This is a genomic window from Mesorhizobium sp. WSM4310, assembly GCF_007003935.1.
Classification (GTDB): Bacteria; Pseudomonadota; Alphaproteobacteria; order Rhizobiales; family Rhizobiaceae; genus Mesorhizobium.
Window position 1 is genome coordinate 67243 of sequence record NZ_VFTA01000017.1, and the last position, 15189, is coordinate 82431.

Here is a 15189-nt window from a genome sequence, read left to right on the forward strand (position 1 = left end):
GGATTGAGAAAAATGCCCCGTCCAACCACATCCAGCCCGTCCCAGCGTATGCTGCGCGTTGCCGAACAGGTGCGCCACGCGCTGTCCGAAACGTTGCAGCGCGGGGAGATCATCGATCCGCTGATCGAAAATACCGTTGTGTCGGTCTCGGAAGTGCGCATGTCGCCCGACCTGAGGGTTGCCACCGCTTTCGTTTCGCCGCTTGGCGCCAAAGACGCGAATGCTGTTGTGGAGGCGTTGAACAGGCATGCGAAATTCGTCCGCGGCCGTGTCTCCGGCGCTCTGCGGCAGATGAAGTTCATGCCGGAGTTCCGCTTCAAGCTCGACACCTCCTTCGACAATTTCGCCAGGATCAACGATCTGCTGAAGTCGCCTGAAGTGGCGCGCGATCTCGATGCGGACGACGACAAGACCAGAGACGACAGGGCCAAAGACGACAAGGACAGCGAATAATGGGGCGCCGCGGCAAGAAGAAGGGCCGGCCGGTCTCCGGCTGGGTGGTGCTGGACAAGCCCGTGGGCATGGGCTCGACCGAGGCCGTGTCCAAGATCAAATGGCTGTTCCAGGCGGAAAAGGCCGGTCATGCCGGCACGCTCGATCCGTTGGCCTCCGGCATGCTGCCGATCGCGCTCGGTGAAGCCACCAAGACCGTCCCCTATGTGCAGGATGGCGCCAAGATCTACCGCTTCACCGTCGCCTGGGGGCAGGAGCGCTCGACCGACGACCTTGAAGGACCGGTGACGAAGAGTTCAGACCTGCGTCCGGCGGAGACCGAGGTCAAGGCGCTGCTGCCGAAATACACCGGCGTCATCATGCAGACGCCGCCGCAATTTTCGGCCATCAAGATCGCGGGCGAACGCGCCTACGACCTCGCCCGCGAAGGTGAGACAGTCGATATTCCCGCGCGCGAGATCGAGATCGGCCGCCTCGACGTGGTCGAACACCACGCCGACCATACCGTTTTCGAGGTCGAATGCGGCAAGGGCACCTATGTGCGTTCCCTGGCCCGTGACATGGGCCGCGATCTCGGCTGCTTCGGCCATATCAGCAATTTGCGCCGGGTCGAGGTCGATCCGTTCACATCGGAGGATTTCGTCACCATCGCCGAGCTGGAAGCGGCCCGTTTCGGTGCGCAAGGCGAGGACAAGCCGGAGCCTGCCGACGACGCCGATGCGATTGACGTGCCAGTGGACTTCGGCGCGATCGACGCGCTTCTTGTCGACACGTCGGCGGCTCTCGACTGCCTGCCGCAGATCGCCATCAGCGACGATGCGGCGACCAAGATCCGCCTCGGCAATCCGGTCATCATTCGCGGCCGCGATGCGCCTGTCGAGGCCGAGGAAGCCTGCGCGACGGCTCGCGGCAAGCTGGTGGCCATCGGCGCGATCGAACAAGGCATGTTCAAGCCCAAGCGGGTCTTTGCCGGTTGACGGCTCTCGGCTAACTTCACATCGACTCTACGCTCGAGGGGCACATGGCAAAGGTCGAGGCGGTGAAGAAGCGGGCGCCTGTAAAGATGAGGCGGCCGCCGGTAGGCGCTTCGCCGGGCACGCTGATCGCCGATCCGGCGGCGCGACGCTCCGAATTGCGGCTGACCTTGATCTCGCCGCAGAAGTTCAAGACCATCGACAATGCCAGCATCGACGATGTCGAGGCCAATTGCCACAAATGGCCGGTGATCTGGCTCGACTGCACCGGCCTCGCCAACATCCAGCTGATCAAGGAGATCGGCCGCATCTTCAGCCTGCATCCGCTGGCGCTGGAGGATGTCGTCAACACCGGCCAGCGGCCCAAGGTCGACTTCTTCGAGGATCATGCCTTCGTCGTCGTGCGCATGATCGACGATGTCACCGCGCATCGCTACGAGCAGATCGCCGTCTTCGTCGGAGAGAACTTCGTCGTCACTTTCCAGGAGCGCGAGGGCGATCCGTTCGACCCGGTGCGCAAGCGCATCGAGAGTTCGGCGCCCAACCGCTTGCGCACGCGCGGCGCCGACTATCTGGCCTACGCGTTGATCGACGCCATCGTCGACAGCTATTTCCCGCCGATCGAGGCGGCCGGCGACCTGGTCGACGGCATCGAGGATGAGATGCTGCATTCGCCGCACAAGCATCAGATGCGGCAACTGCACGAATTGCGGCGCGACGCCAACGTGCTGAAGGGCGTGCTGTGGCCGATGCGCGATGCATTGGCGACGCTGATCCGCAACGACGTGCCCTATGTTGGAGCCGAGACCAAGGTCTTCCTCAATGACACGCTCGACCACTCACTCAGGCTGATCGAACTGGTCGAGACCCAGCGCGACATGCTGACCGGGCTGATCGAGATGCATCTGTCGCTGAGCCAGGCGCGCACCAACGACGTCATCAGCTATCTCACCATCGTCTCGGTCATCTTCATGCCGCTCACCTTCCTGGTCGGCGTCTGGGGCATGAATTTCAGTCCCGATACCTCGCCATGGAACATGCCGGAGCTGCGGTCTTACTATGGCTATCCGGCGGCACTCGTCTTCATGCTGCTTGTCGCGGTCGGCTTGATTGCCTTCTTCAAATGGAAGAAATGGCTCTGACGCCGATAAAACCGGGCATTTGGGGCTGAAAAGCCGGCTTGGTGAATTGGGCTGGTGTTTTGCCGGGAATTGCACTATATGCGCCGCAGCATAGCGCCACGACGCTTTGCTTGCACCGGCCCCTGCTGGACGACATCCCGGCTGAGGGCGACCCGTTTCCTCAAACAGATAAGGAAAAACACGATGTCGATTACTGCCGAGCGCAAGAAGGAATTGATGGGTGAATTCGCGACCGCCAAGGGCGATACCGGGTCTCCGGAAGTCCAGGTGGCCATCCTTTCCGAGCGCATCAAGAACCTGACCGACCATTTCAAGGACCACAAGAAGGATAACCATTCCCGCCGTGGTCTGCTCGCTCTCGTGTCCCAGCGCCGCAGCCTGCTTGATTACCTCAAGCGCAAGGACGACGCGCGCTATCAGACACTGATCGAGAAGCTCGGTCTGCGCCGTTGACGAATTGACCGGCGGGCTCCCTCAAGGAGTCCGCCGGTCGCGCATTCGAGCACCGGACCAATCCGATCTCGAATGCAGGACTGGAGCGCCGCGCAGCCCATCGGGATGCCGGACGGACGCTCCGAAAAGTTGAATTGCGCATGACGCGTTCCGTAAGCCGTGGGTTTCGGGGTCATGCGCAGGCCGATCGATCGATTGGCCATATCCGGCTTCGAGCGTGCAGAGGGCCACTCGGAGCCGCCCATGGACGGTCATGGGGCAGGATTGCAGGACGCTCGTATGGCCACCGTGCCGACAGACCCGAGCCTCCCGTTGTCTTGCCCGTGGCTGCCCGAGAAAGGAAGCCAGAAGAAAGGGCACCCGCGCACGCTGAAACGGCGCGGCCCTTCCTCATACAAAGGACAAGACATGTTCAATCAGCACAAAGTGGAAATCGAATGGGGCGGTCGCCCGCTCATCCTCGAAACCGGCAAGATCGCCCGTCAGGCTGACGGCGCTGTGCTCGCCACCTACGGCGAGACCAAGGTTCTGGCCACCGTCGTTTCGATGAAGGAGCCCAAGCCTGGCCTCGATTTCTTTCCGCTGACCGTCAACTACCAGGAAAAGACCTATGCCGCCGGCAAGATCCCGGGCGGCTATTTCAAGCGGGAAGGCCGTCCGAGCGAAAAGGAAACGCTGGTTTCGCGCCTCATCGACCGCCCGATCCGTCCGCTCTTCGCCGACGGCTACAAGAACGACACGCAGATCGTCGTCACGGTCGTCCAGCATGACCTCGAGAATGATCCGGACATCCTGTCGATCGTAGCCACCTCGGCCGCTCTGACCCTGTCGGGCGTTCCCTTCATGGGCCCGGTCGGCGGTGCGCGCGTCGGCTACATCAACGGCGAATACGTCCTCAACCCGCACATCGACGAAATGCAGGAATCCAAGCTCGACCTCGTCGTCGCCGGCACCGCCGACGCCGTGCTGATGGTTGAGTCGGAAGCCAAGGAACTTGGCGAAGAGCTGATGCTCGGCGCTGTCATGTTCGGCCACAAGGGCTTCCAGCCGGTCATCGACGCCATCATCAAGCTGGCCGAAGTTGCCGCCAAGGAGCCACGCGACTTCACCGCGCCGGATTATTCCGCGCTCGAAGCCGAGATGCTGAAGATCGTCGGCGACGAGCTTCGTGAGGCTTACAAGATTACCGACAAGCAGCAGCGCTATGCCGCCGTCGACGCCGTCAAGGCGAAGGTCAAGGCAGCCTTTGCTCCGGCCGAAGGCGAAGAGGCCAAGTACACCTCCGAGCAGATCGGCTCGGTGTTCAAGGAACTGCAGGCCAAGGTCGTGCGCTGGAACATCCTCGACACCGGCTCGCGCATCGATGGCCGCGACCTGAAGACGGTCCGCAAGATCGTTTCCGAAGTCGGCGTCCTGCCGCGCACCCATGGTTCGGCGCTGTTCACCCGTGGCGAGACCCAGGCGCTGGTCGTTGCCACGCTCGGCACCGGCGAAGACGAGCAGTATGTCGATTCGCTGACCGGCATGTACAAGGAGAAGTTCCTCCTTCACTACAACTTCCCTCCCTATTCCGTCGGTGAGACCGGCCGCATGGGTTCGCCGGGCCGCCGCGAAATCGGCCACGGCAAGCTCGCCTGGCGCGCCATCCGTCCGATGCTGCCGAGCGCTGACCAGTTCCCCTACACGCTGCGCGTCGTCTCGGAGATCACCGAGTCCAACGGCTCGTCCTCGATGGCCACCGTCTGTGGCACCTCGCTGGCGCTGATGGATGCCGGCGTGCCGCTGGCCAAGCCGGTTGCCGGTATCGCCATGGGCCTGATCAAGGAAGGCGAGCGCTTCGCCGTGCTTTCCGACATCCTGGGCGACGAGGATCACCTCGGCGACATGGACTTCAAGGTCGCCGGCACCGCCAACGGCATCACCTCGCTGCAGATGGACATCAAGATCGAGGGCATCACCGAGGAGATCATGAAGATCGCGCTGGATCAGGCCAAGGACGGCCGCCAGCATATCCTCGGCGAAATGGCTCATGCCCTGACCGGCGCCCGCCCCGAACTCGGCGAATTCGCGCCGCGCATCGAGGTCATGCACATCCCGACCGACAAGATCCGCGACGTCATCGGTTCGGGCGGCAAAGTCATCCGCGAGATCGTCGAGAAGACCGGCGCCAAGATCAACATCGAGGACGACGGCACGGTGAAGATCGCTTCTTCGAACGCCAAGGAGATCGAAGCGGCGAAGAAGTGGATCCACACCATCGTCGCCGAGCCGGAAGTCGGCGAAATCTACGAAGGCACGGTCGTCAAGACCGCCGACTTCGGCGCCTTCGTCAACTTCTTCGGTCCGCGTGATGGCCTCGTCCACATCTCGCAGCTCGCCAACGAGCGCGTCGCCAAGACCTCCGACGTCGTCAAGGAAGGCGACAAGGTCTGGGTCAAGCTGATGGGCTTCGACGAGCGCGGCAAGGTCCGCCTGTCGATGAAGGTCGTCGACCAGGCCACCGGCAAGGAAATCGTGCGCGACAAGAAGGCCGAAGGCGAAGAAGACGCCGCCTGAGCGATCTGACGGAAAAATCGAAGCGGGCGCGGCTTATGTCGCGCCCGTTTTCGTTTGGAGCGGTTCCAGGAAAGTATGAGGCGCTTTCGCTTGGGAATTGCGTAAGACTCTGGGAGCACTTCCATGTCCGCTGAAGCGCTGAAGACACTTTTCCATCCGTTCGAGGCCGAGGCTCTTGCCTTGCCGCGAAAGGGCGAGCGCATCCTCTTCCTCGGCGCCGAGCCCGGCCTGCGCGTGCCGTCGGGTTTCGAGGCCACGCTGCATCTCGTACAGGGCTTCCGGCCATATTTCCGTGCATTGCAGGCAGCGGGCTTTTCCGTCACGCCGCAAACCGAGGGGGACGGATTTGATGCCGCCCTGGTGCTCGCGGGCCGTCACCGCGGCCAGAACGAACTGCGTATCGCCGAGGCCCTCAAGCGCGTGGCGTCAGGCGGGCTTGTCGTCGTCGCCGGCGGCAAGGACGACGGCATTGCTAGCCTGCGCAAGCGCGTCGACGAGCTCGTGCCGCTCGACGGCCATATGCCGAAATATCACGGCATCGCCTTCTGGCTGCGCCGCCCTGTGGATATGCAGGCCGCAGCCACGCTTCGCGCCGCCAATCCCGCCTTGCTGATCGAGGAGCGGTTCCACACCGCACCTGGTATGTTCTCCTTCGATCGCGTCGATGCGGGTTCGAAACTGCTGGTCGACAATTTGCCCAGTGACCTGCGCGGCAATGCGGCCGATTTCTGTGCTGGTTGGGGATATGTCGCGGCTGAGATGGCTGCCCGCTCGTCAGGCCTGTCGGGTCTCGATCTCTATGAGGCCGATTTCGATGCGCTGGAGGCGGCCAAGGGCAACTTGGCCAACACAGTGGCGCAAGGCTTCTTCTGGATGGATCTGCTCGCCGAGCCTGTCGAGCGCCGTTACGACGTCGTCGCCATGAACCCGCCCTTTCATCGCAGCCGTGCTGCGGAGCCGGAGATCGGCGCCGGCATGATCCGCGCGGCGGCCAAGGCGTTGAAGCCCGGTGGCAGGCTGTTCATGGTCGCCAACCGTCAGCTTCCCTACGAGCCCGTGCTGTCGGCCGCCTTTGCCAGCCACGCGGAGCTTGCCCGCGACGGCATGTTCAAGGTGTTTTCCGCTCGGCGCTGACTTGCTCAATGCAGGTTGGCGACGCGCCGGACCTCGTCGGTGGCGTGCTCGTCGCCAAGCCTGAACTGGAGCGGCGCCGGCCGGCCGAACAAATAACCCTGCACCACCTCGCAGCCGGCCGCCCGCAACAGCGTCGCCTGGCTCTCGGTCTCGACGCCTTCGGCGATGATGCTGACGCCGAGCGCGCGCGAAAGCCCGACAATGGTCGAGACGACAGCGCCGGAGCTGGAATCGGTATCGATGCGGCTGACGAAGGAACGGTCGATCTTCAGCTTGCCGAATGAGAAGTCGATGAGATAGCTGAGGTTCGAATAACCGGTGCCGAAATCGTCGACGGCAACGGAGATGCCCATTTCGGCAAGCTCTTTCAGGATAGCGGCCGCGCGGTCGCGGTCCTGCATCATCGCCGTCTCGGTGACTTCCAGCTCAAGCCGCGAGGGCTTGATGCCGGTGGCCCGCATGGTGTCGCGCACGATGCCGACGAAGTCCTTGGTCATGAACTGGACCGGCGAGATGTTAACGGCGACGAAACAGTCGTCCGGCAGATGACGGGCATCGCTGCAGGCCTTGCGCAGAACCCATTCGCCGATCGGGTGGATCATCCCGGTTTCCTCGGCGATCTGGATGAACTCCAAGGGTGGGATCATGCCGCGTTCGGGATGGTTCCAGCGGATCAGCGCCTCGTAGCCGATGATGCGGCCGGTCGGCAGGTCGAGCTGTGGCTGATAGTGCAGGTCGAAGTCTCCGCGCTCGAAAGCGGTGTGCAGTTCGGATTCGACCCATTGACGATGATCGGCGACACGCCCCATCTCGCTGTTGAACACCGACCAGTTGCCGACCCCGCCGGCGCGCGCATTCTGCAGCGCCAGGTTGGAGCGGCGCAGGATAGGGACCGGATCGACGCCATCCTTGGGCATGGCCACGATACCCACCGACAGGCTCACCGATTGCTGATGGGTGCTCAGTTCATAGGGCTCCATCATTTCGTCGATGAGCCTTTCGACCATGCTTTCCATCGTTCCCTGGATCTGATGATCCGCAAGCAGCACCGCGAACTCGCCGGCGCCGATACGCCCGACCAGGGCGCGTGCGGGCACGCAGGTCTGCAGCCGCTTGGTGAAGGCGCGGATCAACTCGTCGCCCTGCGTATAGCCGATCGCGTCGTTGATCTGCTTGAACCGGTCGATGTCGATGTCGATCAGGAACACCGGTTCTCCGGTCCGGCTTGTCGCGCATGCCGCCTCGGCGACCTTGCCGACCATCGCCGGGCGCGCCAGCAGTCCGGTCAGCTTGTCGAAATGGGTTTCGTTGAAGACGAAATCCGCCGATTCATCGACGCCGGCGAAGAACGACATGGCCGCCACCGACGCCGCCAGCGCGCAAAGCGCAGCCATGATCGCGACCATCATGTCCATCGATATGCCGGCAAACCCATCGCCGAGGCCGTGCTTCAGGCCCCAGATGCCGAGGACAAAACTGCCAATGCCCGAACTCGCTATCGTGAGCAGTCGGAACACCGGTGTTCGCTTCGGGTTGCTGACGGCAGTCATTCAAAGGTCCCCAGATTGCGGGACTCTATAGCGGAAATCCCCTTAAAATGAGTTTCCGCGAATGTATCCAATTTTACTGGAGAAGATTATTTTCTTTACTGGAAAGAGAGCCATTTCTCCAAACGGTTGCCCAAAGCGTGGCGCCTTGATCCGTAAGGGCCGGTTAGCCATCCGTCTGCTTCAACTCGTCGAGCGTCGGCATGGAGACGATGTGATAGCCGGAATCGACATAGTGGATTTCGCCGGTGACGCCCGAGGCAAGGTCGGACAGCAAATAGAGCGCGGAGCCGCCGACCTCGTCGATGGTCACCGTGCGGCGCAGCGGCGAGTTGCGCTGCTGGTACGAGAACATGTGACGGGCGTCCGAAATGCCGGCGCCGGCGAGCGTGCGTACCGGGCCCGCCGAGATGCCGTTCACCCGGATGCCACGCGGACCGTAGTCGTTGGCAAGGTAGCGCACGCTGGCCTCGAGGCCGGCCTTGGCGACGCCCATGACATTGTAGTTCGGCATGACGCGCACCGAACCGGCATAGGTCAGCGTGATCATCGAGCCGCCTTCCGTCATCAGGGCCGCGGCGTTGCGCGCCACTTCGGTGAAGGAGTAGCAGGAGATCACCATGGTGCGGACGAAATTGTCCCGGCTGGTGTCGGCGTAGAGGCCCTTCAACTCATTCTTGTCGGAAAAGCCGATGGCGTGGACGACGAAGTCCAGTCCGCCCCATTCCTTGCCGAGCGTCTCGAACGTGGCGGCGACCGAAGCGCTGTCCTCGACATCGCAGGGAACGACCAGCGAGGCGCCGAGCTTGTCGGCGAGCGGCTTGACCCGGCGGCCGAAGGCGTCGCCCTGATAGGTGAACGCGAGCTCCGCCCCATGTTCGGACAATTTCTTGGCGATGCCCCAGGCGATCGAATGATCGTTGGCGACACCCATGACAAGCCCGCGCTTGCCCTTCATCAATCCGTCCATGGCAGGCAATCCTTTTAGAAAACCGCTGGCCTTATGCGGCATAGCGCTGGAAAATCAGCGTTGCGTTGGTGCCACCGAAACCGAAGGAATTTGACAGGACGGTATCGATCTTGGCGTTGTCGATGCGCTTGCGCACGATCGGCATGCCCTCGAATTCGGGGTCGAGGGTCTCGATATGGGCGCTTTCGCCGATGAAGCCGCCTTGCATCATCAGGATCGAATAGATCGACTCCTGAACGCCGGCCGCGCCCAGCGAATGGCCGGTCAGCGACTTCGTCGAGGTGATGAACGGCATTTTTTCGCCGAACACCTCGCGGATGGCGCCCATTTCCTTGGAATCCCCCACCGGCGTCGAGGTGCCGTGGGTGTTGATGTAGTCGACCGGCGTGGACACCGTCGCCAGCGCCTGGCGCATGCAGCGGACCGCGCCTTCGCCGGAGGGTGCCACCATGTCGAAACCGTCCGAGGTCGCGCCGTAGCCGACGATCTCGGCGTAGATCTTGGCGCCGCGCGCCTTGGCATGCTCCAGTTCTTCCAGCACCAGCACGCCGGCGCCGCCGGCGATGACGAAGCCGTCGCGATTGACGTCATAGGCTCGGGAAGCGGCCGAGGCCCTGTCGTTGAACTTGGACGACATGGCGCCCATGGCGTCGAACAGGTCCGACATCGTCCAGTCGAGATCCTCGTGGCCGCCGGCAAAGACCATGTCCTGCTTGCCCCACTGGATCAGCTCGTAGCCATTGCCGATGCAATGCGCCGAGGTCGAGCAGGCCGACGAGATCGAGTAGTTGACGCCGTGGATCTTGAACCAGGTGGCCAGCGTTGCCGACGCGGTCGACGACATCGCCTTCGGCACCGCGAAGGGGCCGATGCGCTTGGGGCTGCCGTTCTTCAGCGTGGTCTCGGCCGCCTCGACGATGGTGCGGGTGGAGGGGCCGCCCGAGCCCATGACGATACCGGTGCGCTCATTGGTGATGTCGCTTTCGCCGAGGCCCGCATCGGCGATCGCCTGGTCCATGGCGACGTGGTTCCAGGCAGCTCCTTGGCTCAGGAAGCGCATCGCGCGGCGATCGATCATGGCCGAGGGGTCGAGTGTCGGTGCGCCCCAGACCTGGCAGCGGAAGCCGTGCTCGGCAAAGGAATCGGAAAAGCTGATGCCGGATCTGGCGTCATGCAGCGAGGTCTGCACCTCGTTGGCATTGTTGCCGATCGACGACACGATGCCGAGGCCTGTGACTACGACACGTCTCATTCGCAACTCCTTCCAGGGATGCTGGCCAGTGGGTCGGCCAAGGGTGCGGTCAACCGACCGCCGACTGCTTGGACAGACCGACCTTCAGGTCCGTCGCCGCATATATGGGCTCGCCATCCGCCTTCATCCAGCCATCGGCGATGCCCAGCACCAACCGGCCGCGCATGACACGCTTGAAATCCACGCCATACTCGACCTTCTTGACCGATGGCGTGACCATGCCCTTGAACTTGACCTCACCGGTCGACAGCGCCATTCCCTTGCCGGGTTCGCCGAGCCAGCCAAGGTAGAAGCCGGTCAACTGCCATAAGGCGTCCAGGCCGAGGCACCCTGGCATGATCGGATTGCCGATAAAATGGCAGGCAAAGAACCACAGGTCCGGCTTGATATCGAACTCCGCACGGATAAAGCCCTTGTCGAAGGCGCCGCCGGTCTCGCTGATCTCGGTGATACGGTCGAACATCAGCATCGGCGGGTAGGGCAGCTGGGCATTGCCCTCTCCGAACAGCTCGCCGCGGGCGCAGGCCAGCAATTCTTCGTAGTCGTAGCTGGATTTACCCGGCATCAATCTCGTCCCCATATCGTCCGGGCGGTAGCGCGCCCTTGTCGTTGGTGTCCTAACACAATCTGTTTCAGGCCGGAAACCGGCGTTTGCGCTTAACCCGCCAGTCTGCCCGGGTCAATGCGCGCTATTGATCGCATTCGGACGACCGAATATATGTCGACAGGGGTCCGGTTTCGGCAGGCATTCATTTTTTTGCCATTCTGGGCGTGTCTTGAAGCGGGACTGTTGGCTTGGAAGACCAGATGGACCGGGGCTGCCGGAAGGAAAATGTCGCTGTGGACAAGCGGGTACGTGAGGCCGGCCTGAGGCCGACACGGCAGCGCATTGCGCTGGCCGACCTGCTTTTCGCCAAGGGCGATCGCCATCTCTCGGCCGAGGAACTGCACGAGGAGGCGCTGGCCGCCGGCGTGCCGGTGTCGCTGGCTACGGTCTACAACGCGCTCCACCAGTTCACACAGGCGGGGCTGCTGCGCATCCTCGCCGTCGAGGGCGCCAAGACCTATTTCGACACCAACACCTCCGACCACCATCATTTCTACATCGAAGGCGAAAACCGGATTTTCGACATCGCGAACGGTCCGGTGACGGTCACCAACCTGCCGGATCCGCCCGAGGGCATGGAAATCGCCAATGTCGACATCGTGGTGAGGCTGCGCCCCAAGCGCCAGGAATGACCGGTGAGGCCAGAACAATCGGATCGGCCGGCAGTGATCTGTCAGGCCAGAATAATCTGTCAGGCCAGAGTAATCTGCCAGGGATGAAGCCCCTCGACCTGATAATCCGCCTCGAATGGGCTGTCGTGGCGGCCGTTGCGATCGTCTTCTACGCTTGGTCAGGCGTTTCCTGGTGGCTCTTCGGATTGCTCATCCTGGCGCCGGACCTGTCAATGTTCGGCTATCTCGGCGGGCCGCGCACCGGCGCCATCGCCTACAACGCCCTGCACATCCTCATCGTACCGGTGCTGCTGCTGCTCGTCGGGTACCTGTCCGGTCATGCGGTCGCGATCGCGGTCGCACTGATCTGGATCGCCCACATCGCCATCGACCGCGCACTGGGCTACGGCCTGAAACTGCCAACCGGTTTTCAGGACACCCACCTTGGCCGCATCGGGCGCAAGCGGGACGAGCTCAGTCCTTGACCCGCTCGCCGGGATAGGCGCCCCAGACCGCGGCCTGGGCGAGCCAGCCGGTGTGGCCGTCGAGCGTCATTTCGCACCACTGGCCGTCGCAGGACTTGATCGTGCCCATGACGCCCGGCTCGACGATCGCCACCACACGGGCATCCTTGTCGGGACTTTTCATAAGGTTGATCTGGGCACCCTTGCCGCGCTGCCAGGGCGCGATGATCGCCGTGCGCCGGCCTGACAGCAGCGACTGGTTGATCCAGCCCTCCGAGCCATCGGCGTCGCGCACGCGGCGCCACGTGTCGAACTCCTGGACGACCTCCATCGGCAGGCCGGCCTTCATATACATCCAGTCGACCGAGTAGTTGGCGCCGGGACCGACGCGCGAATTGACGCGGCCGGACTTCAGGCTGACGAATCGCGGCAGCGGCAGGCCGCTCGGCCCGAGCGTGACGGCGCTCTGGGCGGGCGCGGCCGCGCCCTGCGCCGCGGCAAGCGGGGAATAGAGGAGAGCGCCGAGAAATGCTGCGCTGATGGCCAGGCGAAGCGACGCGAAACCAGACACTTTCGTTCCTTTCGGCGCCGGCCCGGTGGCCTTGGCGCCCCTTTTTCTTTGTCTTCGGCGGCACCGCTTGTTACATGGGTAAATCGGCTACCGCGACCGGCTTTCAGTTTCGCCGGTCTTGGTTAAAGAGGTCTCAACGAGGGAAACAATGGTAGGCAAAAAGAAGCCTCTCGTGGTCATCACGCGAAAGCTGCCCGACCCTGTCGAGACCCGCATGCGCGAGCTGTTCGACGCCAGGCTGAATGTCGAGGACAGGCCGATGACGCAGCCCGAGCTGGTCGCCGCGGTCAAGGAAGCCGACGTGCTGGTGCCGACGGTGACCGACCAGATCGACGCGGCGCTGATCGCCCAGGCCGGCGACAACCTCAAGCTGATCGCCAATTTCGGCAACGGCGTCGACAAGATCGACGTGGCCGCGGCCGCCAAGAGGGGCATCACCGTCACCAACACGCCCAATGTGCTGACCGAAGACACCGCCGACATGACCATGGCGCTGATGCTGGCGGTGCCGCGCCGGCTCGCGGAGGGCGCCAATGTGCTCACCGGCGACAAGAAATGGGCCGGCTGGTCGCCGACCTGGATGCTTGGCCGGCGCATCTGGGGCAAGCGGCTGGGCATCGTCGGCATGGGCCGCATCGGCACGGCCGTCGCGCGCCGGGCCAAGGCTTTCGGCCTGTCCATCCACTATCACAACCGCCATCGTGTTTTGCCGGCGGTCGAGGACGGGCTGGAGGCGACCTATTGGGAGAGCCTCGACCAGATGCTGGCCCGCATGGACATCATTTCCGTCAATTGTCCGTCGACGCCCGCGACCTTCCATCTTCTGTCGGCACGGCGCTTGGCGCTGCTGCAGCCGACGGCCTATGTCGTCAACACCGCGCGCGGCGACATCATCGACGAGGAAGCGCTGGTCAAGCTGATCCAGGACGGCAAGATCGCCGGCGCCGGCCTCGACGTCTACGAGCATGAGCCGGCGCTCAATGCCAAGCTGCTCAAGCTTGCTGCCCGGCACAAGGTCGTGCTTTTGCCGCATATGGGTTCGGCGACGCTCGAGGGCCGCATCGACATGGGCGAGAAGGTCATCATCAACATCCGGGCCTTCGTTGACGGTCACCGCCCGCCCGACCGCGTGCTGCCGCTCAGAACCTGACGGTATCGCGCGCCGCGCTCCCTGTTCTTCAAATGCAAGCCAAGGCTTACGAAAGGGCCTTGCGCATGGTGATCGATGTCGGCTTGGCGTAGCCGTCATGCGCCGTCCGCCCGGTCTCGTGAAAGCCGAGGCGGGCAAAGGCGGCGTGATTGGCGGTAAGCTCGATGCGCGTCTGCAGTTCCAGCGCCGCCTTGCCGCGATCGAGCGCGAGACGTTCGACCGACTTCATCAGTCGCCGGCCGATGCCTTGCCCCTGGCAGTCCGGGGCGACGGCGAGCTTGCCGACGTAAAGATCGTCGGCCCTTTCCTCAGCGAAGACGCAGCCGACGATCCTGTCGCCATCGATGGCCACGAACCCGGTCTCCCGCCGGGCCTTGTCGCGCAGTGTGTCGATGGTGAGCAGGTGAGCCGAGGACGGAGGGTCGATGACGCCATCCATGAAGGCGAAGGCACGCATGATCAAGGCAAGCACCTCGTCCCAGCGGCCGAAATCGGCCGGAATGCGGTCGATGGAGAAGGGCATGGTCCGCTCCAAGATCAGCGCCTGGCGTAGCGGATCGTCTCAAAGCGCGCGGCGAGCGCATCGTAGAGCAGCAGTCGGCCGACCAGAGGCTCGCCGATGCCGGTGATCAGCTTGATCGCCTCCATCGCCTGCAGCGTGCCGACGACGCCGGTCAGCGCACCAAGCACCCCGGCCTCGGCGCAGGACGGCACCAGGCCTGGCGGTGGCGCTTCGGGAAAGAGATCGCGATAGCCCGGGTTGGGCTTGCCATCCTTGCCGACCTCGAACGGCTTCAGCACCGTCACCGACCCATCGAAGCGGCCAACGGCGGCATGCACCAGGGGTTTCCGCGCGCTCGCACAGGCGTCGGCCACCGTATAACGGGTCTCGAAATTGTCGGAACCGTCGACCACGATGTCATAGCGGGCGACGAGGGCAGGGGCGTTGTCGGCGCTCAGCCGGAACGTGTGCGTCTCGACCGCGGTGTTGGGATTGATGCGGGCGATTGCCGCCCTGGCGCTGTCGGTTTTCAGTTTACCGACCGTATCGGTGTCGTGGATGACCTGACGCTGCAGATTGGAGAGCGACACGGTGTCGTCGTCGACAATGCCGAGCGTGCCGACGCCGGCCGCCGCAAGGTATTCGAGCACCGGCGCGCCCAGCCCGCCGGCGCCGATCACCAGGACGCGCGCTTGCTTGAGTTTCTGTTGGCCCGCACCGCCGACCTCCGGCAGCACGATGTGGCGGGCATAGCGTTCGATCTCGTCGGCGGTGAGCGCAGTGGTCATGTCAGGACAATACAG

General features: G+C 63.4%; 16 protein-coding genes. 9 read left to right on the plus strand and 7 right to left on the minus strand.

Annotation, left to right across the window (positions count from 1 at the left end):
- The first annotated feature begins 12 nt into the window (after window positions 1-12).
- The 6 genes from rbfA (at window position 13) to FJV80_RS19120 (ending at window position 6712) form a co-directional block, all read left to right on the plus strand.
- Window positions 13-453, plus strand: coding sequence for a 30S ribosome-binding factor RbfA (gene rbfA / locus FJV80_RS19095; RefSeq protein WP_142877132.1), 441 nt, complete (start codon window positions 13-15; stop codon window positions 451-453).
- Window positions 453-1430, plus strand: a complete 978-nt coding sequence (gene truB, locus FJV80_RS19100) for a tRNA pseudouridine(55) synthase TruB (protein ID WP_142877133.1) — start codon at window positions 453-455, stop codon at window positions 1428-1430. The genes rbfA and truB overlap by 1 nt, the downstream gene beginning before the upstream one ends.
- A 44-nt stretch (window positions 1431-1474) precedes the next feature.
- Entirely contained in the window at window positions 1475-2569 is a 1095-nt protein-coding gene (gene corA, locus FJV80_RS19105) for a magnesium/cobalt transporter CorA (RefSeq protein WP_095771829.1), read from the plus strand.
- A gap of 78 nt (window positions 2570-2647) precedes the next feature.
- Window positions 2648-3022, plus strand: coding sequence for a 30S ribosomal protein S15 (rpsO, locus tag FJV80_RS19110; protein ID WP_269465810.1), 375 nt, complete (start codon window positions 2648-2650; stop codon window positions 3020-3022).
- Window positions 3023-3430: 408 nt separating this feature from the next.
- A complete protein-coding gene (gene pnp, locus FJV80_RS19115) occupies window positions 3431-5578 on the plus strand; it encodes a polyribonucleotide nucleotidyltransferase (RefSeq protein WP_095771830.1) in 2148 nt (715 codons plus the stop codon).
- A 123-nt stretch (window positions 5579-5701) separates the two neighbouring features.
- A complete protein-coding gene (locus tag FJV80_RS19120; RefSeq protein ID WP_142877134.1) occupies window positions 5702-6712 on the plus strand; it encodes a class I SAM-dependent methyltransferase in 1011 nt (336 codons plus the stop codon).
- A 5-nt stretch (window positions 6713-6717) separates the two neighbouring features.
- On the opposite strand, the gene FJV80_RS19125 is transcribed toward FJV80_RS19120, so the two are convergent.
- From FJV80_RS19125 to fabA, 4 genes are all read right to left on the minus strand, one after another.
- Window positions 6718-8262, minus strand: a complete 1545-nt coding sequence (locus FJV80_RS19125; protein WP_142877135.1) for a bifunctional diguanylate cyclase/phosphodiesterase — start codon at window positions 8260-8262, stop codon at window positions 6718-6720.
- A 163-nt stretch (window positions 8263-8425) separates the two neighbouring features.
- Window positions 8426-9229: an enoyl-ACP reductase FabI gene (gene fabI, locus FJV80_RS19130; RefSeq protein ID WP_010913330.1), complete on the minus strand. Its 804-nt coding sequence runs from the start codon at window positions 9227-9229 to the stop codon at window positions 8426-8428.
- Window positions 9230-9260: 31 nt separating this feature from the next.
- Complete coding sequence (fabB, locus tag FJV80_RS19135) at window positions 9261-10481, minus strand: beta-ketoacyl-ACP synthase I (RefSeq protein WP_142877136.1); 1221 nt, start codon at window positions 10479-10481, stop codon at window positions 9261-9263.
- Between the two features lie 49 nt (window positions 10482-10530).
- A complete protein-coding gene (fabA, locus tag FJV80_RS19140; protein ID WP_095771834.1) occupies window positions 10531-11046 on the minus strand; it encodes a 3-hydroxyacyl-[acyl-carrier-protein] dehydratase FabA in 516 nt (171 codons plus the stop codon).
- A 242-nt stretch (window positions 11047-11288) separates the two neighbouring features.
- Here fabA and irrA point away from each other — a divergent pair, with 242 nt between their 5' ends.
- Both irrA and FJV80_RS19150 read left to right on the plus strand, forming a co-directional pair.
- The gene (irrA, locus tag FJV80_RS19145) at window positions 11289-11720 is read left to right on the plus strand and encodes an iron response transcriptional regulator IrrA (RefSeq protein WP_010913333.1); all 432 of its coding nucleotides are present in this window, start codon (window positions 11289-11291) and stop codon (window positions 11718-11720) included.
- Window positions 11717-12184 (plus strand): DUF4260 domain-containing protein, encoded by a 468-nt coding sequence (locus FJV80_RS19150; protein WP_246688996.1) that lies wholly within the window; start codon window positions 11717-11719, stop codon window positions 12182-12184. The genes irrA and FJV80_RS19150 overlap by 4 nt, the downstream gene beginning before the upstream one ends.
- Here FJV80_RS19150 and FJV80_RS19155 read toward each other — a convergent pair.
- Entirely contained in the window at window positions 12174-12734 is a 561-nt protein-coding gene (locus FJV80_RS19155) for an SH3 domain-containing protein (protein ID WP_140888182.1), read from the minus strand. The two genes, FJV80_RS19150 and FJV80_RS19155, sit on opposite strands and share 11 nt — an antisense overlap.
- Before the next feature lie 148 nt (window positions 12735-12882).
- On the opposite strand from FJV80_RS19155, the gene FJV80_RS19160 reads away from it, so the two are divergent.
- Window positions 12883-13884: a D-glycerate dehydrogenase gene (locus FJV80_RS19160; RefSeq protein ID WP_019863085.1), complete on the plus strand. Its 1002-nt coding sequence runs from the start codon at window positions 12883-12885 to the stop codon at window positions 13882-13884.
- A gap of 46 nt (window positions 13885-13930) precedes the next feature.
- Here FJV80_RS19160 and FJV80_RS19165 read toward each other — a convergent pair whose 3' ends face one another.
- Together FJV80_RS19165 and FJV80_RS19170 are read right to left on the minus strand one after the other, a co-directional pair.
- On the minus strand, window positions 13931-14407 hold the full coding sequence (locus FJV80_RS19165; RefSeq protein WP_142877137.1) for a GNAT family N-acetyltransferase: 477 nt from the start codon (window positions 14405-14407) through the stop codon (window positions 13931-13933).
- A 14-nt stretch (window positions 14408-14421) separates the two neighbouring features.
- A complete protein-coding gene (locus FJV80_RS19170) occupies window positions 14422-15174 on the minus strand; it encodes a molybdopterin-synthase adenylyltransferase MoeB (protein ID WP_095771837.1) in 753 nt (250 codons plus the stop codon).
- Window positions 15175-15189 lie beyond the last annotated feature (15 nt).